We start from the raw sequence: 21,189 nt of genomic DNA, 5'->3' as shown, positions 1-21,189 counted from the left end.
ATGTTTCCTTGTTGTTTGTATGAATCTTGGATAGATTATTTCTCTAAGGAATTTTCTAAAATTTGCTTAAAGCTTTCAATTTCCCAACTTGCACTTCCTATAAGCACACCATCAACACTTGGAATCTTGAATATTTCTCGTATATTTTGGGATTTTACACTTCCTCCATACAAAAGAGGGATTCTACCTAAAATTTGCTTCAAATATGTGTGGATTTGTGTAATTTCCTCTAAAGTTGCACTAATGCCTGTCCCAATAGCCCAAATTGGTTCATAGGCAATTAAGAGTTTGGGATAATCTAAATCAATCCCTTGAAGTTGGGATTGTAAAAATGTTAAAGTTTTCTCTAATCCTTCTTTTTTTGTTGAAAGGGATTCCCCAATACAATAAAATATTTCAAAATCTCTTTGACTGAAGTATTCAAATTTTTTTGCACAAAATACTTGTGTTTCTCCTAGATATTCTCGTCTTTCGCTATGCCCTATAAGGAGGGATTGTATCCCAAATTCCTCTAACTGCTCTTCCCCAATCTCTCCTGTAAAAGAGCCATTTTTTGTAAAATACGCATTTTGAGCCCCGATTTTAAAGTTTTTAAAATGATTGTCTAAAAGAGCGGTATTTGGAGGAAAAAGTCTGATTTGATGAGGAATGTTTTTTTGATTTAAAAAATTCTCTAAGTGATTACAAAATGCTAAAGTCGTTTTTCTTGTATGGTTGGTTTTAAAATTACTTGCGATGATTTTTGACATTTTCTCTCCTTAATAAAGTATTTTAAGATTATAGCAAAGTTTGAAACACTCTATAGAAACCCTATAAAGTGTTATAATTGCGTTTTTAAAGGAGTAGTATGAAGTTTTTAGGACTACTTTATAATGGGGCAAAATTAATCTTTAGTTGGAACAAAAGTGATAGGTTATGGCAAATGCCATTTTTTGCCGGACTTGGAATAGCGATAATTTTATTTGTTGCAGCTTTTTTAGGTCGTTCTGATTTAGGATTAATAGCAATTATTGGGGCAAATATTTTTTTATATGTTCCAGATACTCCCCTTTATCATAAAATGATTCTTTGTATGGCTTGTGCTTTTGGTATTATTACTTCTTTTACTTTGGGACTTATCGGCAATACTTTTCCCTCTCTTATCCCTATTATTACATTTTTAGTTACAATGATAAGTGCGCAAGTCGTGCGATATTTTAGCATAGGGGCTCCGGGATTCTTCTTTTTTACTTTTGCGATGATTCTGGGGACTTATATTCCTTTGAAGGTAGAAGATTATCCAATGGCTATTGGTCTTGTAGCATTAGGAACGATGGTTGCAAATGTTATGGTCTTATTGTATGCTCTAAGTGTTATCTATATCTTTAAATCCCATATTACAAAGCCTATCCCAAAGATTGGGGAATTTGGTTTTGGTGTTATTATTATTGACCCAATCATTATTGCCTTTTTTGTAAGTTTTTCTATGGTTTTACAAGGATTTTTAGAGTTAGATAGGGGATATTGGGTGGGCGTTAGTTGTGCAGCGGTTTTAACTGCGGTAACCTTTAAACAGATTTGGATTAAACAATTCCAGCGAATTTTAGGGACAATTGTTGGTGTAATTTTAGCTTATATTTTTCTGCACTTTACTTTTACACCTTTTGAGTTTGCCCTTTTGATGATGGTTTTGATGTTTTGTGCAGAATTTTGTGTGGTTAGAAATTATGCCTTAGCAATGGTTTTTTTAACCCCATATTCTACTTATTTAGCAGAAATTAGTAGTTTTATGCATTATGACCCAGATGCTATTATTCAAGCAAGAGTGCTTGATATTAGCATTGGGAGCATTATAGGGCTTATAGGTGGAGCTATGATATATTGGAATGCATTGCGTAGAACCTTAGAAAAAATTGCTTATAAAATCTTTCTTAAATTCTAGGATTGATAATCCTATTAAAAAATATAAAAATTGTATTGCAGGTTTTCTAAATGGAAATTTAGAGGCAAAATTATAGGGATAAAAGACCCTTAGTTGTTTTGAAAATTAGCTTGGTTGCTTGTTAATGATTTAGCAAATCAAATAGAGAAAAACACAACATTATATTAAAGAAATAGAAAAACTTAAATCATAATCGTGAGGTTTTAAAAAGAGGAGAAAGAGATTTATGAAGTTTCATAATTTAAGGGAGAATCTTTGGGAGTGTGATACCTCTTTGGGATTGATATTTGCCTTTTTTATCTTTATAGCTTACTTCACAACTCCTATCTCCTTCTAAAAATAATACTTGTGCAATTCCCTCATTAGCATAAATTTTTGCAGGAAGTGGAGTGGTGTTGCTAATTTCAATAGTAATATGTCCTTCAAATTCTGGTTCAAAGGGTGTAACATTTACGATAATGCCACATCGTGCATAAGTGCTTTTGCCTAAGCAAATCGCTAAAACATTGCGTGGAATCTTGAAGTATTCAATGGTTCTTGCAAGTGCAAAAGAATTTGGGGGGACAATACAAATATCACCCATAAAATCTACCACATTAGCAGAATCAAAGTTTTTAGGATCTACCACCATTGCATTAATGTTTGTGAAAATTTTAAATTCATTGCTTACGCGAATATCATAACCATAACTTGATAATCCATAGCTTACTACCCCTTGACCTATTTGATCTTCACAAAAAGGTTCAATCATTTTGTGTTTTAGAGCCATTTCTCTTATCCATAAATCCTCTTTAAGTCCCATATTCTTCCTTGCTATTTTTTATTGAATTTATGCTATTATAGCAGATAAATTAACACTCCAAAAAAGTGTTTGTGAAATTTATTGATAGATAAGGTTTTTATATGGATTTTAAGGAAATAAAAGAGCTTATTAAGATCTTTGATGAAAGTGGTTTAAGCACACTTAGTATTACCAAGCAAAATGCTAAAATTAAACTTGAAAAAAAGGCATTAGGACAAGCTATTTTAGAATCTCCTACTCTTGCCTCTCATACTACCTTGCAAGAAACATCGCAAAGCACTCCTTTAGAGGTTCCTGTAGCAACTTCATCTCCAACCACAAGTGGAGAGAGTATTAATTCCCCTATGGTAGGCACTTTTTATCGTTGTCCATCTCCTGATACTCCAGCTTATGTTAATGTTGGTGATAAGGTTAAAAGAGGGCAAACTTTGGCGATTATTGAAGCGATGAAGATTATGAATGAGATTGAAGCAGAATTTGATTGCGTAATTAAAGAAATTATCCCTAATGACGCACAACCCGTGGAGTATAATTCCCCTCTATTTATTGTGGAGAAGCTCTAATGCCTAAACAAAAAGAAATCCATACTATTTTAATTGCTAATCGTGGAGAAATTGCATTAAGAGCCATTCGCACAATTAAGGAGATGGGTAAAAAAGCTATTGCGGTTTATTCTACTGCAGATAAAGATGCTTATTATTTGGATTTAGCCGATGCTAAAGTCTGTATTGGAGGAGATAAGTCTAGTGAAAGTTATCTTAATATCCCAGCGATAATTTCTGCTGCGGAACTTTTTAATGCGGATGCTATTTTTCCCGGATATGGGTTTTTAAGTGAAAATCAAAATTTTGTAGAGATTTGTAAATATCACGATATTGAATTTATTGGTCCAAATGCTGATGTGATGGCTTTAATGAGCGATAAAAGCAAGGCAAAAGAAGTTATGAAAAATGCAGGAGTTCCTGTAATTCCCGGAAGTGATGGTCCTATTAGGAGTAAAGAAGAGGCTTTAAGTCTTGCAAAAGAGATTGGTTATCCTGTTATTTTAAAGGCTGCCGCTGGGGGTGGGGGAAGAGGAATGCGTATTGTAGAGAGTGAAGCTAGTATGTTTAATGCTTATCTTGCAGCAGAGAGTGAAGCTATTAGTGCTTTTGGTGATGGCACTATTTATATGGAGAAATTTATTGATAAACCCAAACATATTGAAGTGCAAATATTAGCAGATAAACACGGAAATGTTTTACATGTAGGCGAGAGAGATTGTTCGCTACAAAGGAGGCATCAAAAACTTATTGAAGAATCTCCTGCTCCAACCTTGCAAGCAGATATAAGAGAGAAACTTTTAGAAACCGCTATTAGAGCAACTAAGGCTATTGAATATGTAGGTGCTGGAACTTATGAGTTTTTATTAGATTCTAATCAGAATTTTTATTTTATGGAAATGAATACAAGATTGCAAGTTGAACACCCCGTAAGTGAATTAGTAAGTGGTTTGGATATTATTGAGTTAATGATAAGAATTACGGAGGGTGAAACATTGCCTAAACAAGAAGAAATTGCATTTAAAGGTTGTGCGATTGAATGTAGAATAACTGCAGAGGATCCTGTTAAATTTTACCCTTCCGCGGGTAAAATTACGAAATGGATTGCTCCTGGAGGTAATAATATACGACTTGATACACATGCATATGCCGGATATATTGTGCCTATGTTTTATGATTCAATGATAGGCAAACTCATTGTATGGGGCAGAAATCGTAATGAAGCTATTCTTAGAATGCAACGTGCTTTGGGAGAGTTTTGTATTGAAGGCATAAAAACTACCATACAATTTCATCAAAATATGATGAAAAATGACGATTTTAAAAGAGGCATTATCCATACAAAATACTTAGAAGAGAAATTAGGAAATGGAACAAAAAATGCTTAAAACCTATAAAAAGCAAGGAAGTAAATCTTAGGATTTAAGGAGAATACAATGAAAATTGGTAATACACAAAATAATGAAGCTTTATCTAGTCTCAATAAAGCAAAGGAAGAAGAAAAATCAGCATTAAAAAAAATTGCCTCAGATCGTCCTATTGATGCTACAAATGGTGCTTCTTTAGCTATTGCTAATGAACTTTTAGCACAAGCTAATTCAATGTCTCAAAGCATAAGGAATGCTAATGATGCCTTAGGAGTAATGCAAATTGCCGATGGAGCCTTATCAACCATTACTGATTCCGCTATTAAGATTAATGAGCTATCTGTAGCTTTAGGGAATCCTGCTTTAAATAGTTCCCAAAGAGCTATGATTGAAAATCAAGCAGCCACCCTTACGCAATCTATGAATAATTCTGTAAGTCAAGCCACTTTTAATGGTAAAAATGTTTTTAACGGACAAATGAGTTTTGTAACAGGCAATGGAACACAAAGTATTAACTTGCAAGCCCCTAATACCGATTCTTTAAGTGTAAATAACCAACAAAGTATTTTGGATTTTATCAATAATGTTAATTCAAAACGAGCTGATATTGGTGCTGCTATGAATGGAGTGCAATCTGGAATTAATACCAGTATGAATACCATTGTCAATTTAAAAGCAGCAGAGAGTAACTTGCAATCTAATGATTTAGCAGAGAATTATAATGCATTAAATACTGCCAAACTTAAAGAAAATGCGGCTTTATATGCTAATGCCTTTAATACACAAAATTTACAAAATCGTCTTGATGTGTTATTAGGGTAAATTACTATCTTTATTTAAAAGATTTAAAAACTAGAAATATTCTATTAGATTTAATGGGAACTTCTAGGCTTTAATATTGATAGCAGCACTTTGTTAGGGAGGCAATATCTGTGTTTTTTAGTAAATATTCTGCAAGCGGAAATGATTTTCTTCTTACACACACTTTTAAATACCAAGCAAATTCTTATCGTGATATTGCCAAAATAATTTGCCATCGCCAAAAGGGCATTGGTGCAGATGGACTAATCGTGCTTAAGCCCCATAATATTTATGATATAGAATGGGAATTTTATAATTCCGATGGTAGTCAGCCTAATATGTGTGGAAATGGCACAAGGGCAACTGCAATGTATGCTAGAGATTTTGGTTTAGCCGCACAAAAGCAAAAGATTCTAACAAAAGCGGGTGTAATTAATGTGGAATTACAAGAAGATATGGTGGAGAGTGAATTAACCCAAGCTGTAATTTTGCAAAAAGATATTATAGAGTTTAATATAAAATGGTGGCTTATTGATACGGGAGTGCCTCATTTAGTTTGTGAAAATGCCAATCTTAGCAAAGAAGACTTAAAAAGTTTGCGTCATAAATATAATGCGAATGTGAATATTGCTAAGTTGGACGAAGGAAGGGTGATTGCAAGGACTTTTGAAAGGGGTGTAGAGGATGAAACTTTAGCTTGTGGAACGGGGATGGCAGCTATGTTTTATTATCTTTTTAAGCAAGGAAAAGTCTCTAACTCTACCCTTTTTAATCCAGCTAGTGGAGAAAATTTATACCTCAAAGAAGAAAAAGGGAAAATATTTTTAAAAGGAAGAGTAAAGAAGATTTGCGATTTTATTTATCAAATTTAATCACAAATCTTCCATTTTCTAGGATGATAGGGAATTGCTCTTTAGTATTTAAATCAATTAAAAAACACTCATCACTATTTTCTAGCTCATAACGTTCTTTTGGATAGAGAGAAAGCCTACGTTTAACTTCTTCTAAATCTTCACAAAGGGCACTAAAGCCAAACATTATAAGCTTATAAGAAAAATCTTCCATTAGATGCTCTTAATCCTTGCAACACCGCTATCAATAGCAGCTTGAGCTACGGCATTAGAAATAAAACTCTTAAGTCTTGTATCAAAAGGTGAAGGAATGATATATTCTTTGCCAAATTCAAATTTTCTTTGATGGATTTTTTCTAATTCTGCTTTTAGTTGCGTAGGAATCTCTTCTCTTGCAAGTTCTGCTAGAGCGTTAGCTGCAGCTAATTTCATCGCTTCATTGATACATTTTGCTCTAGCTATTAATGCACCTTTAAAGATATAAGGGAAACCTAAAACATTGTTAATTTGGTTGGGATAATCACTTCTTCCAGTAGCAATGATTGCATCAGGTTTAGTTTGTTTAGCAAGTAGGGGGTCAATTTCTGGAATGGGGTTTGCCATAACAAAAATCATAGGATTCTTATTCATATTTTCAATATCTTTAGGCTTTAGGGTATCTCCTCTTGCTAACCCCAAGAGGACATCAGCACCATCTAGAGCTTCTTGGTAACTATTAATCTCTTTATTAATTATAAATTCCTTTTTAAAACTATTGAGCGAATCTTTTCTATGAGTCGTAATGGCACCTTTACTATCAAACATAATGATCTCTTTTACCCCAAGTTTTTTAGCGATTTTCGCACAAGCAATAGCAGCCCCACCAGCACCTAAGACTACCACTTTTAAATCCTTAATATCTTTATTAGCAATTTTTGCTCCATTAATAATACCCGCAGCAGAGATAATAGCGGTTCCGTGCTGATCATCGTGCATAATAGGAATATCTAAAATTTCTTTTAGTCGTTTTTCAATATAAAAACATTCTGGAGCTTTAATATCTTCTAAATTAATGCCACCAAAAGTAGGTGCTATGGAGCGGACAATATCTACAAATTTATCGGGATTTGTTTCATCTATTTCAATATCAAAAGCATTAATATCTGCAAATTTCTTAAATAAAACAGCCTTTCCCTCCATAACAGGTTTTCCCGCTAAAGCTCCTATATTACCTAACCCTAAAACGGCAGTTCCATTGGAGATAACCGCTACAAGATTGCTTTTTGTGGTGTAATCATAGGCAAGATTAGGGTCTTTTTGAATCTCTTTACAAGGGACAGCGACACCGGGAGAATAGGCTAAAGATAAATCGTGTTCATTTTCTAAACATTTACTTGGCATAACTTGGATTTTTCCCCCTTGGTGGTAGGGGAGAGAATCAGGGTAGGTTTGTTTTAAATCTTCCATAATAAAGGAATCCTTTTTAAAAGTTTTTAAGATTTGGGAATTTAAGCGAAAATTTAATAAAAAAACTTTTAAATTTAGACAGAAATAATTTAATATTTTGCTTGCCTTAATGAAAAACCTTAAATTTCGCATAAATAATGCTTTTTTAAAAGTCTATAAGATACAATATAACAATCTAACCTGCTTGTTTTAAGGATTGTTATGGATTATAAAGATACTTTAGAGTTACCCGCTACAAGTTTCCCTATGCGTGGAAATTTGCCTCAAAATGAACCCAAAACTTATCGGCAATGGAAAGAAAATAAAGTTTATGCAAGAATGCTAAAGAATCGTCAAAACGCTAAGGAAACTTTTAATCTTCACGATGGTCCCCCTTATGCTAATGGGCATTTACATATTGGGCACGCACTTAATAAAATCTTAAAAGATATTATTAATAAATACCATTATTTTCAAGGGAAGCAGATTTTTTATACCCCCGGTTGGGACTGCCACGGACTTCCTATAGAGCAACAAGTAGAGAAAAAATTAGGAAAAGAAAAAAAAGATTTACTTCCTAAGGTGAAAATTAGAGAGCTTTGTAGAAAACACGCAGAGGAATTTGTAGGGATTCAAAGTGCAGAATTTTTAGAACTTGGGGTAGTTGGAGATTTTGATAATCCTTATAAAACGATGGATTTTGCATTTGAAGCAGATATTTATAAAGCACTTTGTGAAATTGCAAAAAAAAGCTTATTAAAAGAAAGGAATAAGCCTGTATATTGGAGTTGGGCTTGTCAAACAGCTTTAGCAGAGGCGGAAGTAGAATATGAGGAAAAGGAAAGCGATTCGATTTATGTAGCCTTTGCTTTACAAAAAGATGCACTAGAAGTTTTAGAGGTTGAAAAAGCCTATTGTGTAATTTGGACGACAACGCCTTGGACTTTACCTGCCAATAGTGGAATTGCCCTTAATCCTAATGAGGAATATGCCCTAACTAGTGATAATAAAATTATTCTTACCTCTGCAGTGCAGAAGCTTTTTGAAGAAGGAGTGGTTGAAAATAAAATTGTCAAAACCTTTAAAGCACACATTTTAGAAAATAAACACGCTATTAATCCGCTTAATGGGAGAGATTCAACGATTGTATTAGGGGAACATGTCGCAGCTAGTGAGGGGAGTGGTTGTGTGCATACCGCACCAGGACACGGGGAGGATGATTATTTTGTTGGATTAAAATATAATCTTCCTGTATTAATGCCTGTAGATGATAGGGGTTGTTATGATGAGACTCTAATAAGAGAAAAATTATTTTTTAATCCTAAGGAATTTGTAGGGCAATTTGTTTTTGATACGCATAAAAGAATCTTTGAGCTTTTAAGTGACAATCTTTTAAAACACCAAAAGATTAAGCATTCTTATCCCCATTGTTGGCGTTCTCATAAACCCATTATTTTTCGTGCTACCAAGCAGTGGTTTATAGTATTAGATGAACCCTTTAGCAAGGAGGGTAAAACCTTGCGAGAGATTGCTTTAGAGGCAATTAATCAAACGATCTTTTATCCAGAGCATGGCAAAAATAGGCTTTATACGATGATTGAAAATCGTCCTGATTGGTGCATATCACGACAAAGGGATTGGGGGGTTCCGATTGCGTTTTTTAGGGATAAGCGAAGTGGGGAGGTGTTATTAGATAATGAAGTTTTGGATTTTATCGCGAGTATTTTTGAAAAAGAAGGTTGTGATTCTTGGTGGAGCAAGAGTGTAGAGGAGCTCTTAGCCCCAAAATATAGGGAGAATGCTAAGTATTATGAGAAGATTCATCATATCTTAGATGTTTGGTTTGATAGTGGAAGCACTTGGAGGGCGGTATTGCAAAATAGCCGATATGAGAGTGGAGCTTACCCTGCTAGTATGTATTTAGAGGGAAGCGACCAACATAGGGGTTGGTTTCATAGCTCTTTGCTTGTAAGTTGTGCAATTAATGAAAAAGCCCCTTATAAAAGCATTTTAACGCATGGATTTACGATGGATGAGAGGGGCGAGAAAATGAGTAAATCTAAGGGAAATGTGATTGCCCCCAAAGATGCTCTAAAGGAATTTGGAAGTGAAATTTTACGATTATGGGTAGCTATGAGCGATTACCAAAATGATCAAAGGATTTCTAAGAATATTTTAAAGCAAGTTGGGGAGAATTACCGCAAAATACGCAATACCATTCGATTTTTATTAGCAAATACTAATGGGTTAGAATCCTTAGAGATGGAGCATTTTAATGCGATTGATTTGTGGATTTTACAGAGGGCTAAAGAAACTTTTGAGGTTGTCAATGGATATTTTAAGGCTTATGAATTTTCTAAAGGTTTGCAAGAATTAATTTTTTTCTTAAGCAATGAATTAAGCGGAATCTATTTGGATTTATGTAAAGATAACCTCTATTGTAACGCACCAATCTCTAAAGAAAGGAAGGTTTCACAAAGTGTTATGGCACTTATTGGTGGTAGGCTCTTTGGGCTTTTAGCACCTATTTTAACCTATACGATTAATGAAGCTTTAAGCCATACGCAAAGCCTAGCACTTTTAGAATCTTGTGGTATAAGTGCTAATAGTGATGTTTTTGAAATACTCTATACACCTTTACCTACTTTAAAGAGTCCTAAGCAAGATTTTGCGTATTTACTTGCCTTAAGAAGTGCATTTTTAGAGCAAATTGATAGTTTAAAAAAGGATTCTAAAATAAAATCCACTCTTGAGATTAATTTAGTATTACCTAAAACTTTAGATTTTCCAGAGCTAAATATTTGGCTTATGGTAAGTTCTGTAACACAAAAAGTTGAAAGCGAAGTGCTAGGAAGTTTTATGCTAGAGGAGGAGGAATATATCTTAGCAAGAGCAAAAGGGTATAAATGCCCTAGATGTTGGCAGTATATTGCAAAGAGTAAGGGGGATACTTGTTTGCGTTGTAGTGAAGTTTTAAAACATAAGAGTCTTTAATGTTTGAAGATTTTTTTGACCTCACAAAGCCTGTTGGATTAGATGAAACTTGGGTGAGTATTTTTGTTGTTTTGCTGTGTATGTGGGGCTTATATAAAATTTTTAAAAAAAAGTAAAATATTTTTTTATAAATTTTTAAAGATTTTAGTCGTTTTCAAAATATTCTAAGCTTTTTTAAGTTAAAAGCTAAAAGCAATTATTGCATAATATAAAAATTTATAATTATACATAGAGATTTGAAAGGATAATAAATGGCAAAACCTAATAAACGGGTTTATTTGGATAATAATGCTACAACGATGCTAGACCCAAAGGCAAAAGAGTTGATGGATTTATATTTCTGTGAGAAATATGGAAACCCTAATTCCTTGCATCTTTTTGGGACAGAGATTCATAGTATTATTCGCGAATCTTTTAATCACCTTTATGAAGGGATTAATGCTAGAGATGAAGATGATATTATTATTACTTCCTGTGCGACAGAAAGTAATAATTGGGTATTAAAAGGTGTGTATTTTGATATTTTGCGTTTTGGTGAGAAAAATCACATCATCACTACAGAAGTAGAGCACCCAGCTATATTATCAACTTGTAAGTTTTTAGAAGATTTAGGCGTTGAGGTTACTTATTTGCCTATTGGTGAAAATGGAGTATTACAAGTTGAAGCACTCAAATCTACTATTACAGAAAAAACTGCTTTAGTAAGTATAATGTGGGCAAATAATGAAACAGGCATTATTTTTCCTTTAGAAGAGATTGGTGCTATTTGCAAACAAAGAGGTGTTTTATTCCACACCGATGCGGTGCAAGCTATTGGGAAGATTCCAGTAGATGTGCAAAAGATTCAAGCGGATTTTTTAAGTTTTAGTGCACATAAGTTTCACGGACCTAAAGGAATAGGAGGACTTTATATTAGAAAAGGTGTAGAATTAACCCCTCTTTTTCACGGCGGTGAGCATATGAGTGGAAGACGAAGTGGGACTTTAAATGTTCCTTATATCGTTGCTATGGGCGAGGCTATGCGACAAGCAACTTTACATTTGGATTTTGAACGTAATAATGTGCGTCGCTTAAGAGATAAACTAGAAGATGAGCTTTTAAAAATTGAAGATGTCTTTGTAGTTGGAGATAGGTCTTTAAGGGTGCCTAACACTATTTTAGTGAGTATTCGCGGGGTAGAGGGTGAGGCTATGCTTTGGGATTTAAATAAATATGGCATTGCTTGTTCTACAGGTAGTGCTTGTGCGAGTGAGGATTTGGAAGCAAATCCTGTAATGACTGCTATTGGGGCAGATAAAGAGTTAGCACATACAGCAGTTAGAATCTCTTTAAGCCGTTTTAATACAGAAGAAGAGATTGATTATACTATTGATGCTTTTAAAAAGGCTATTAAACGTTTAAGAGCAATTTCAAGCAGTTATTAAAGGAGAGACAATGGCAAAAAATGAATTATTAGGTGGTGCATTGTGGGATGCGTATTCTAAAAAAGTTAGTGAAAGGATGGATAATCCTACGCATCTTGGAGTTATTACTCAAGAAGAGGCAGATAAAAGAGGTTTGAAGCTTATTATAGCTGATTATGGAGCAGAAGCTTGCGGAGATGCTGTAAGGCTTTATTGGTTGGTAGATTCTGAAGATACCATTGTAGATGCGAAATTTAAAAGTTTTGGCTGTGGGACTGCTATTGCAAGTAGCGATATGATGGTGGAACTATGTTTAGGGAAAAAAGTTCAAGAGGCTGTGAAAATTACTAATATTGATGTAGAAAAAGCCCTAAGGGATGATCCAGATATTCCAGCAGTTCCGGGACAAAAAATGCATTGCTCTGTTATGGCATATGATGTTATTAAAAAAGCAGCAGCTTTATATTTAGGTAAGAATCCAGAAGATTTTGAGGATGAAATTATAGTTTGTGAATGTGCTAGAGTGAGTTTAGGAACTTTAAAGGAAGTTATTAAGCTTAATGATTTAAAAACCGTTGAGGAAATTACAGAATATACCAAAGCAGGAGCATTTTGTAAAAGTTGTGTAAAACCAGGAGGGCACGAGGAGAGAGAATATTACTTGGTAGATATTTTGCGTGAAGTTCGTGCAGAAATGGAAGAGGAATCCCTAAAAAGTAAAGCAGATTTAGAGAGCAAAGGGAATTTAGCCTTTGCCGATATGACTTTGGTGCAGAAAATTAAATCTATTGAAGGTGTTATAGATGAGAGGATTCGCCCTATGCTTATGATGGATGGGGGTAATATGGAGATTATAGAGTTGAAAAACGCAAGTGATGGTTATACAGATGTATATATCCGCTATCTTGGTGCTTGCAGTGGTTGTGCAAGTGGTTCTACAGGGACGCTTTTTGCTATTGAATCAGTTTTACAAGAGAATTTAGATTCTAGCATTCGTGTATTTCCTGTATGAAGTAATTTGTGGCTTTATTAAAGTTTTATCTAAAAAACTTTATCATTTTATAGCCCTTTTTGAGACTTGTGCAATAGCCTCTTTGGATAATGCTTCAGGGTGGGAACACAGCAGAGCCTCTAAAGATACTATGTGCCGCAAGTATCTTAAGGAGGGTTTTTTACTCTTCAGAATATAAAATTTTCCCATTTCGCGTGAAATTTAGCCTAAAACATTAAAAGCCATTAAGGTGTAATCTAATACAGAAACAAAAATATTAGCAGGTGGGAGAAAATATTTTTTACTACACTTAATTCAGAAATCTAAGGGGAATGAACAACAATGCGAGGGCAGGATTCATCACAAGAAGAATAAAACAAGGACTTATAAGCTTTGATAAAATTAAAGAATATAAAATAGTTGCTTTTGTGGAATCAGTTATTAATGAATATATTGTATTAAATGAGTAGCCATTTTTAATTGAGTTTATATTTCATTTTATTTAGTTTCTTAGTATTTATTTGATAAATATAATAAATTTTAAGGCATTTAAACTAGAAAAAAAGATTAAATAAATATTATTCTAAGGATTAAATTATATTTTACATAAGCAAATAAGCATTCTCTTCACTCAAACATATTAAGAAATCCTTATTAAATAATCCTAAAGTTTTGATACTTCATAAAATAAAGTAGCAATGGATACTAAAGAGTTAGAAGTTAAGTTAAATAATGAGATTTTTAATTTGTTTTACAAATAATAATTATTTGGTATAATTATTCCACAAAATTACTATTATAAGGAAATAAAATGAAAAAAGTTTTATTTAGTTCATTAGTAGCTATCTCTGTACTAAGCACAAGTATCCTTGCTAAAGAATATAATTTAGATAAGGTTCATACAGATGTTGGTTTTAAAATTAAACATTTACAAATCAGTAATGTGAAAGGGAAATTTAATGACTATTCAGCAATGATTGATTTTGATCCTACAAGTAGCGAGTTTAAAAAACTTGAGGCTATTATTAAAACTGCTTCTATCAATACAGACAATCAATCAAGAGATGAACATTTACGAGAAGATGATTTTTTTAAAGCAAAAAAATATCCCGATATGACTTTTGTAATGAAAAAATATGAAAAAGTTGATAACCAAAAAGGTAAAATGACAGGAGTTCTAACCTTAGCAGGAGTTTCTAAAAATATAACTTTAGATACTGAAATTGGTGGTATGGCAAAAGGCAAAGATGGTAAAGAAAGGGTAGGATTTTCATTAAATGGGAAAATCAAACGTTCCGATTTCAAATTTGCTTCGGGCACTTCAGCACTTACTGTGGGTGAAGATATTGATTTAAATATAGAAGTGGAAGCTATCGAAAAATAATCCTTAGCCTAAGAGAAAATATCTCTTAGGTGTATTATAAATTGTATATCGCATAAAATCGCTACAAAACAAAGATCTCCCTTATCTTTAACCCTTTCGTCTTTGCCATATCATAACTAGCACAACTATGGCAATATATACAGACTGCACAACAAGTCCTTGCAGGTTATTATAAAATCCTAAAAATGCGACATTAGGAAGAGGTAAAATATCAAGTGGAAGAATATTAGTAAGCTGCAAAGCGTGAACACTAACCCCTAAAATCTTAAATCCAAGCACATAAATAAGCCAACTCATCGCTAAAAATATCAAATGGATAGGTAATTTTTGGACAAAAACTTTCATCAAATACGCAATAACAACCAATGCCAAACACGCAAACCCAAAGCCACTCAAAAAAGATCCCATAGTAATGCGAGGCATCATACCTGCATAAAAAAGTATCGTTTCTGCACCCTCACGAAATACTGCCAAAAATGCAAGTCCGCCTAATCCAAACAAACTTCCTTGAGCAAGTACCTTTCCCATTTGGCTTGAGATATAAGTCTGCCAACTCGTAACACTAGATTTACTATGCAGCCAAGCACCCACAAATACCATCATTACAACCGCTACAATGCCTACTGCACCCTCTAATATCTCACGATTTGTCCCTGCTGCAGCAATAGGGAAAAGCTGCACCAAAGCAAGAGCCACTATCAAGCTTGAAAACACACCAAACACAGCTCCTCCTATTACCCACACTTTCCCTTTAGGCTGATTTGCTGCTTGTAAAGCAGTAAGTAATGCCATAATAATCAAAAGTGCCTCTACTCCCTCTCGCAATAAAATAATCCCCGAATCAAAGGCGGTAAATTCTGCATTAATATCAAGTGCCTCTAGGGATTGAAGGAGATTTTCAAAACGATCAAGATTTTCTTGTGTTGTGCCCCGTGCAACAATCTCTGGAAGCTCTGATTCAATACGATTATACAAGCCACTATCTCTTGTGCGAACTTCACCTTCAAATATAGGCCATTGTGCCATAAAGGTAAGAATAGAATCTTTTGCAAGATCTTGGTTTTGCGAAAACTCTCTAAAAGCCTTACGCAAAAGCTCCAAACCTTCAGAGAGTGTTTGTGGCGAACCCTCTAAGCTCTGTGCCTGCAAAACATTCCCAGAAATAAACTCTCTCAAAGCAATACCAATTTTTTGGAGCTGTAAATTCATCATCTCAAAATCCACTACTTCACTAACCATAGCCACTCGATAGAGTGTTAGAGCAGTTTCTATCTGTCCATAATGTCCAGGACTTGTATCGCCTACCACGCGTTCATTTCTCTGCCAAGTATCATAAAATCTCTTATAAAGTATCGGTAATTCTTCTGTATTTTTTTCTATAGTTGCCTTTTCAAACTGCAAGAAAACAGGCAAAACCCGTTTTTCAAACTGCTTCCTTTTTGCCACGTAATCTATGGGATTTTGCTCTTTTTCAAAGGCAAGTAATGCACTAGAAAGAGATTCTAAAATCTGTAAATTAGGATTTTTTATAGCAATTTCTAAAACCTTGCTAACTTCTACACCCGCTACTGAATTATGCGTTGGAATTGCGTAGAAATTATCCTTAAAATTCTCTAAAATCGGTATAGATTCCTCAACTTTAGCGTTTTTTGCATTTTCCATAGCATCAGAAATCATTATAAATAAATGACTGACGCTCACCTGTACATTAGAAGCTTGCAGAGGCACCAACAAAAAAAATAGCAAATAAACAAATCTCATCATAGAAAAACTCCTAAATAATGGACTAATCAACCCAAAAGAGATTTCCCTATATAATCTCCATTTTTTTTACTAACTCCACCAAAACAAGCAAAAAGCCCACTCCCAATATTGGTAATATATTCATTCATTTTATCAATATTACCTAAGGCATTTTGAATCGCAATAAACTGCATAGGATCCTTTTGGAACGCAATAAATAATAATCCCGCATCAAATTGCCCAGTGCGAGGATCTATACCACTTGCAAAAGAAAATGAACGACGCAATATTTGCATTCCTGTTGTCTTAGCTAAAAACACATGGGAATCTTCAGGCATAGCTGTAATATCAACTTCTTCAAACTCCTCATTTTTACCATAGGCTGCACCAGAATCGCGTTTTCTCCCAAAAGTATCATTTTGTGCTTTTAAATGTGTTCTATCCCAAGTTTCAAGATGCATTTGCACACGACGAACTACCAAATAACTCCCATTATCAAGCCAACTTCCATCTTTTACCCAAACGACTTTATCAAGCTCATTAGCACTAGGATTTACCGTCCCATCTTTAAAAGCAAATAAATTGCGTGGGGTATCATTATTTTCATAGGAATTAAAGCCCATTTGAGACCATTTCATTGTAACTTTAAGCCTAGCTATACGCACAAGATTCCTCACAGCGTGAAAAGCTACTTGTGGATCATCTGCACAAGCTTGGATACAAATATCTCCCCCACTAAATTCCTCACGCAATTGATCCCTTGGAAAATGTGGTAAATCCTTTAGCAATTTAGGACGAGAGGATTTTAAACCCAATTTATCAAAAAAACTAACAGATACCCCAAAAGTCAGTGTAAGATTATAGGGATTAAGAGAATCTGCCTCTCCCGTATCTAAAGTAGGAATAAGAGTATTTTTACTATAAGGGGCAACATTTTCACCTAATGTTAATTTACTTGCATAGGTAGTCCAAACCTTAAAAACCTCTTTAATATCAGAGCGTGAATTTGTATGTAAATCTAACACTAAGAAATAAATATGTTTTTGCGGTGGTGTAGCAATACCTTGTTGGTGTATGCCAAAAAATGAATAAGGATTTTTTATAGTAGGAGTTCTTGAAGAATAGGTTTTTGAATCTGCAATAGCAGGGGATAAAACCCCAGCTGTAGCTATCGCAATACCTTTTAAGAAACTTCGGCGATCTAAATTTTTCATTTACTTCCCTTATTCTAAGATTACGCCCATTTTTGAAAGAGGTTCTCCTAGTTTATTCACCGCCTCTGCAAGCTCTTTAATATCTGTTGATGAGAGCTTATCATAACCCACAAAATCATAGCCTTTTTTAGAACGATTATGTTTTGCAAGAAGCGTATTGACTGCTTTAAATTGTTTTTCAATTTCATTAGCTAATTTTTTATCTTTTTGTAATAAATGCGGACGAAGAAGCTCATAAATCTTTTCAGCACCATCTATATTTGCTTGAAAATCATAAAGGTCTGTTTTAGAAAAAATCTCTTCCTCACCTGTAATTTTACTTGTTGAAACTTCATTAAGTAAATCTACCGCCCCAGTTAGCATTAATTCTGTATCTACTTCAACCGTCGGAACTTTTGCTCTAAGTTCTTTAATATCGAGTAAAAGCTGATCTGCTATTGCCTCCGTTCCTTTTGTTGTATTTTTTTCCCATAAAATCTTTTCAATTTTGTGGAATCCGCTCCAATCTTTTTCATTTTTACCCTCCTCTTGAAGATCTGCTAAACGTGCGTCAATACGAGCATCCAACTCCCCAAAGCTCTCTGCTATAGGCTCACTGCGTTCATAATACATCCTAGCAATGGGATAAATCGCCTTTGCTTGTTTAACATCTCCTTTTTTTAATGCCCCAACAAATCTTTCAGTATCTGATAAGAGTAGGTCAATTTGCCCAATCACATATTGTCTATATTTCTCTGCGTCTTTTGTCAAATCCATTGCAGCATTAGCAACTTGTAAGCACCCAATAATCACTGATACAGCTAAACTCATAGTTATTTTACAAATCTGCATTTTATATCCTTATCATTTATGTTGAAGAAATTTCACCAAAAAAACAATTATAAGAATTGTTTTTGATAATAAAGTTTATAAAATTTTTTATTAAAAAAATATAAAAACATTATAGCTGAAAATAAAAAATAATTTAATAATCAAACTAATAAATTTTAATCAAAACTTTATAATGATTTATTCTATGATTTACCCACAATACACTAAAAGCCATATTTTGATAAGTTTTAAAGGGTAATCCATAATAAACTACAAATTAATCTAGCATTACTCTAAATGTTGCCTAAAGCAGTAGCTTAAAAACTATATTAGTCATTATATCTTATATTTATGCCAAGATAAATTTATTCTTGCATTCTTTTAAATGAATATTCAAGATTGTTTATAATTTTTTCAAGTTTAGCTCAATCACTGCAATCATAGAGCTTTTTTATTTCTCCTTATTTTTCCTCTTTCCATTTATTATTGCAATTAAAGATGTTTTCATATTTTTACATTACTCTAAGAAGTTCCTTTAATTTTTTTATTCCTATGGCAATAATTATAAAACCCCTCATAAGTTCGTATTCTAGCGATTATTTTCCAAATTTTTCTAAATAATATATCATTTATTTGCATTTAAGATAACTTAATCATTGAAGACGCAAAGTTTTCGCCATTTACTTTGTGATATTTGAATTTTCAACTAAGATTTTTTGAATCAGAATTACTCTAATATTTTTAAAAAAGATACATTAAGTGCTATAAAAAGTAAAGAGTGAAAGCCAAACAATCTCTGACAACTAAGCAGGAAAAAGAAAGATGTAACATAAACTAAATAAACAAATATTTAGTTAATTCTCTTGAAAGGAGGTGATCCAACCGCAGGTTCACCTACGGTTACCTTGTTACGACTTCACCCCAGTCGCTGCATCCGCCGTGGGCGGTAGCCAGTTTGGCATTCCGACTTAAGGCGAATACAACTCCCATGGTGTGACGGGCGGTGAGTACAAGACCCGGGAACGTATTCACCGCAACATTGCTGATTTGCGATTACTAGCGATTCCAGCTTCATGTAGTCGAGTTGCAGACTACAATCCGAACTGAGAGAAGTTTTTGAGATTTGCTCCATTTCACAATATTGCATCTTTTTGTACTTCCCATTGTAGCACGTGTGTAGCCCTAGGCGTAAGGGCCATGATGACTTGACGTCATCCTCACCTTCCTCCTCCTTACGGAGGCAGTCTCCTTAGAGTGCTCTACCAAATAGTTAGCAACTAAGGACGAGGGTTGCGCTCGTTGCGGGACTTAACCCAACATCTCACGACACGAGCTGACGACAGCCGTGCAGCACCTGTTTTCAAGCTCCCTAAAAGGGCACTCCCATATCTCTATAGGATTCTATCAATGTCAAGCCTAGGTAAGGTTCTTCGCGTATCTTCGAATTAAACCACATGCTCCACCGCTTGTGCGGGTCCCCGTCTATTCCTTTGAGTTTTAATCTTGCGACCGTACTCCCCAGGCGGAATGCTTAATGCGTTAGCTGCATTACTGCAGAGACAAGCTCCGCAACAACTAGCATTCATCGTTTAGGGCGTGGACTACCAGGGTATCTAATCCTGTTTGCTCCCCACGCTTTCGCGCATCAGCGTCAGTTATGTTCTAGCAGGTCGCCTTCGCAATGAGTATTCCTCTTGATCTCTACGGATTTTACCCCTACACCAAGAATTCCACCTACCTCTCCCATACTCTAGAATAACAGTTTCAAATGCAGTTCTATGGTTAAGCCATAGGATTTCACATCTGACTTGCTATTCCGCCTACGCGCTCTTTACGCCCAGTGATTCCGAGTAACGCTTGCACCCTCCGTATTACCGCGGCTGCTGGCACGGAGTTAGCCGGTGCTTATTCGTTAGATACCGTCATTATCTTCTCTAACAAAAGGAGTTTACAATCCGAAAACCTTCATCCTCCACGCGGCGTTGCTGCTTCAGGGTTTCCCCCATTGAGCAATATTCCCTACTGCTGCCTCCCGTAGGAGTCTGGACCGTGTCTCAGTTCCAGTGTGTCCGTTCACCCTCTCAGGCCGGATACCCGTCATAGCCTTGGTGAGCCATTACCTCACCAACAAGCTGATAGGACATAGGCTGATCTCATAGCGAAAAACTTTCCCCCGTAGGGAGTATCCAGTATTAATCATCGTTTCCAATGGCTATCCTAGACTATGAGGCACATAACCTATGCATTACTCACCCGTGCGCCACTAATCCACTTCTAGCAAGCTAAAAGCTTCATCGTTCGACTTGCATGTATTAGGCACGCCGCCAGCGTTCACTCTGAGCCAGGATCAAACTCTCCAAAAAAGTTAGAAGTTTATCTCTTTAATTAATTGGGATATAAACTTCTAAGGATAAGGAGTATGGCAAACTAAATACATAGTAAGCCACTCTCCCTATCAAAGTTTAAACTAAACATAAATTAAACATAAACTCTTCTAACAAAAGTGTTATTCATTGAAAGATTAAAGATATGATAATCAATGATAATGAAAAACTCTTTAGGATTTTTAAGTATTCTTGAAGTCTTGAAGTTTAACTTAAGAAGTTTCTTAAAAATTAAGAATAAGAATCTAATTAATTTCTTTAATTAAAAGCTTTAATGTAGATTCTTAGCTTTGGATTAGTTTGTCCTAAAATCTCAAAATCTCTGTTTAAACTTTTGTTTTACAAGCATTAGAAGTTAAGAAATCTTTATTGGTTATCTCTAAATTAAAATAATATAATAGCTAGTAATTACTAGCTAATAAGATTCTAACCATAGCTATTGCAATTAGATACTTAAATCTCTTTAACTCTTATAAAACACCAAAGTAATAAATGAGTTCTCTATTATGATTTTAGAAAATTCAATAAGAAATGTCTTTCTTTAAGAATTTCCTGCT

Annotated in this window: 17 protein-coding genes, 1 rRNA gene and 1 other RNA gene; 11 read left to right on the top strand and 8 right to left on the bottom strand. The window is 34.5% G+C overall.

Annotated features, from left to right (window positions below):
• Positions 1–35 precede the first annotated feature (35 nt).
• Positions 36–749, bottom strand: a complete 714-nt coding sequence (locus CDV25_RS07695; RefSeq protein WP_108911449.1) for a triose-phosphate isomerase — start codon at positions 747–749, stop codon at positions 36–38.
• 98 nt (positions 750–847) lie between these two features.
• Here CDV25_RS07695 and CDV25_RS07690 point away from each other — a divergent pair, with 98 nt between their 5' ends.
• Positions 848–1,921, top strand: coding sequence for an FUSC family protein (locus CDV25_RS07690; RefSeq protein WP_108911448.1), 1,074 nt, complete (start codon positions 848–850; stop codon positions 1,919–1,921).
• A gap of 241 nt (positions 1,922–2,162) precedes the next feature.
• On the opposite strand, the gene dcd is transcribed toward CDV25_RS07690, so the two are convergent.
• On the bottom strand, positions 2,163–2,723 hold the full coding sequence (gene dcd / locus CDV25_RS07685) for a dCTP deaminase (protein ID WP_108911447.1): 561 nt from the start codon (positions 2,721–2,723) through the stop codon (positions 2,163–2,165).
• A 101-nt stretch (positions 2,724–2,824) separates the two neighbouring features.
• Here dcd and accB point away from each other — a divergent pair, with 101 nt between their 5' ends.
• The 4 genes from accB to dapF all read left to right on the top strand — a co-directional run bounded on the left by accB (position 2,825) and on the right by dapF (position 6,305).
• Positions 2,825–3,286: an acetyl-CoA carboxylase biotin carboxyl carrier protein gene (accB, locus tag CDV25_RS07680; protein WP_108911446.1), complete on the top strand. Its 462-nt coding sequence runs from the start codon at positions 2,825–2,827 to the stop codon at positions 3,284–3,286.
• Positions 3,286–4,653 (top strand): acetyl-CoA carboxylase biotin carboxylase subunit, encoded by a 1,368-nt coding sequence (locus CDV25_RS07675; RefSeq protein ID WP_108911445.1) that lies wholly within the window; start codon positions 3,286–3,288, stop codon positions 4,651–4,653. Before accB ends, CDV25_RS07675 begins: the two co-directional genes overlap by 1 nt.
• A 48-nt stretch (positions 4,654–4,701) precedes the next feature.
• Positions 4,702–5,454 (top strand): flagellin, encoded by a 753-nt coding sequence (locus CDV25_RS07670; RefSeq protein ID WP_108911444.1) that lies wholly within the window; start codon positions 4,702–4,704, stop codon positions 5,452–5,454.
• Between the two features lie 110 nt (positions 5,455–5,564).
• On the top strand, positions 5,565–6,305 hold the full coding sequence (dapF, locus tag CDV25_RS07665) for a diaminopimelate epimerase (RefSeq protein WP_108911443.1): 741 nt from the start codon (positions 5,565–5,567) through the stop codon (positions 6,303–6,305).
• Here dapF and CDV25_RS07660 read toward each other — a convergent pair.
• A complete protein-coding gene (locus CDV25_RS07660; protein ID WP_108911442.1) occupies positions 6,289–6,498 on the bottom strand; it encodes a hypothetical protein in 210 nt (69 codons plus the stop codon). The two genes, dapF and CDV25_RS07660, sit on opposite strands and share 17 nt — an antisense overlap.
• Positions 6,498–7,730, bottom strand: coding sequence for a malic enzyme-like NAD(P)-binding protein (locus tag CDV25_RS07655; RefSeq protein WP_108911858.1), 1,233 nt, complete (start codon positions 7,728–7,730; stop codon positions 6,498–6,500). The genes CDV25_RS07660 and CDV25_RS07655 overlap by 1 nt, the downstream gene beginning before the upstream one ends.
• Positions 7,731–7,931: 201 nt before the next feature.
• On the opposite strand from CDV25_RS07655, the gene ileS reads away from it, so the two are divergent.
• From ileS to CDV25_RS07630, 6 genes are all read left to right on the top strand, one after another.
• Positions 7,932–10,703 (top strand): isoleucine--tRNA ligase, encoded by a 2,772-nt coding sequence (gene ileS / locus CDV25_RS07650; protein ID WP_108911441.1) that lies wholly within the window; start codon positions 7,932–7,934, stop codon positions 10,701–10,703.
• 251 nt (positions 10,704–10,954) lie between these two features.
• The gene (locus tag CDV25_RS07645) at positions 10,955–12,127 is read left to right on the top strand and encodes a NifS family cysteine desulfurase (protein ID WP_108911440.1); all 1,173 of its coding nucleotides are present in this window, start codon (positions 10,955–10,957) and stop codon (positions 12,125–12,127) included.
• A gap of 10 nt (positions 12,128–12,137) precedes the next feature.
• Positions 12,138–13,118 carry an iron-sulfur cluster assembly scaffold protein gene (locus CDV25_RS07640; protein WP_108911439.1) on the top strand — a complete coding sequence of 327 codons (981 nt, stop codon included), beginning with the start codon at positions 12,138–12,140 and terminating at the stop codon, positions 13,116–13,118.
• A gap of 57 nt (positions 13,119–13,175) precedes the next feature.
• An RNA gene (gene ffs, locus CDV25_RS07635) (signal recognition particle sRNA small type) lies at positions 13,176–13,273 on the top strand.
• A 156-nt stretch (positions 13,274–13,429) separates the two neighbouring features.
• Positions 13,430–13,567, top strand: a complete 138-nt coding sequence (locus CDV25_RS10245; protein ID WP_162550479.1) for a hypothetical protein — start codon at positions 13,430–13,432, stop codon at positions 13,565–13,567.
• A gap of 341 nt (positions 13,568–13,908) precedes the next feature.
• Positions 13,909–14,481: a YceI family protein gene (locus tag CDV25_RS07630; protein ID WP_108911438.1), complete on the top strand. Its 573-nt coding sequence runs from the start codon at positions 13,909–13,911 to the stop codon at positions 14,479–14,481.
• Positions 14,482–14,568: 87 nt separating this feature from the next.
• Here CDV25_RS07630 and CDV25_RS07625 read toward each other — a convergent pair whose 3' ends face one another.
• From CDV25_RS07625 to CDV25_RS07610, 4 genes are all read right to left on the bottom strand, one after another.
• Entirely contained in the window at positions 14,569–16,245 is a 1,677-nt protein-coding gene (locus CDV25_RS07625; protein ID WP_204161840.1) for an FTR1 family iron permease, read from the bottom strand.
• Between the two features lie 26 nt (positions 16,246–16,271).
• A complete protein-coding gene (gene efeB / locus CDV25_RS07620) occupies positions 16,272–17,438 on the bottom strand; it encodes an iron uptake transporter deferrochelatase/peroxidase subunit (protein WP_108911437.1) in 1,167 nt (388 codons plus the stop codon).
• A gap of 9 nt (positions 17,439–17,447) precedes the next feature.
• Entirely contained in the window at positions 17,448–18,269 is an 822-nt protein-coding gene (gene efeO, locus CDV25_RS07615) for an iron uptake system protein EfeO (RefSeq protein ID WP_108911436.1), read from the bottom strand.
• Between the two features lie 845 nt (positions 18,270–19,114).
• Positions 19,115–20,611, bottom strand: a 16S ribosomal RNA gene (locus CDV25_RS07610).
• Positions 20,612–21,189 lie beyond the last annotated feature (578 nt).

It is taken from the genome of Helicobacter apodemus, from assembly GCF_003097575.1.
In the GTDB taxonomy this organism is placed as follows: Bacteria; Campylobacterota; Campylobacteria; order Campylobacterales; family Helicobacteraceae; genus Helicobacter_D; species Helicobacter_D apodemus.
This window is presented reverse-complemented; position numbering and strand designations above follow the sequence as displayed.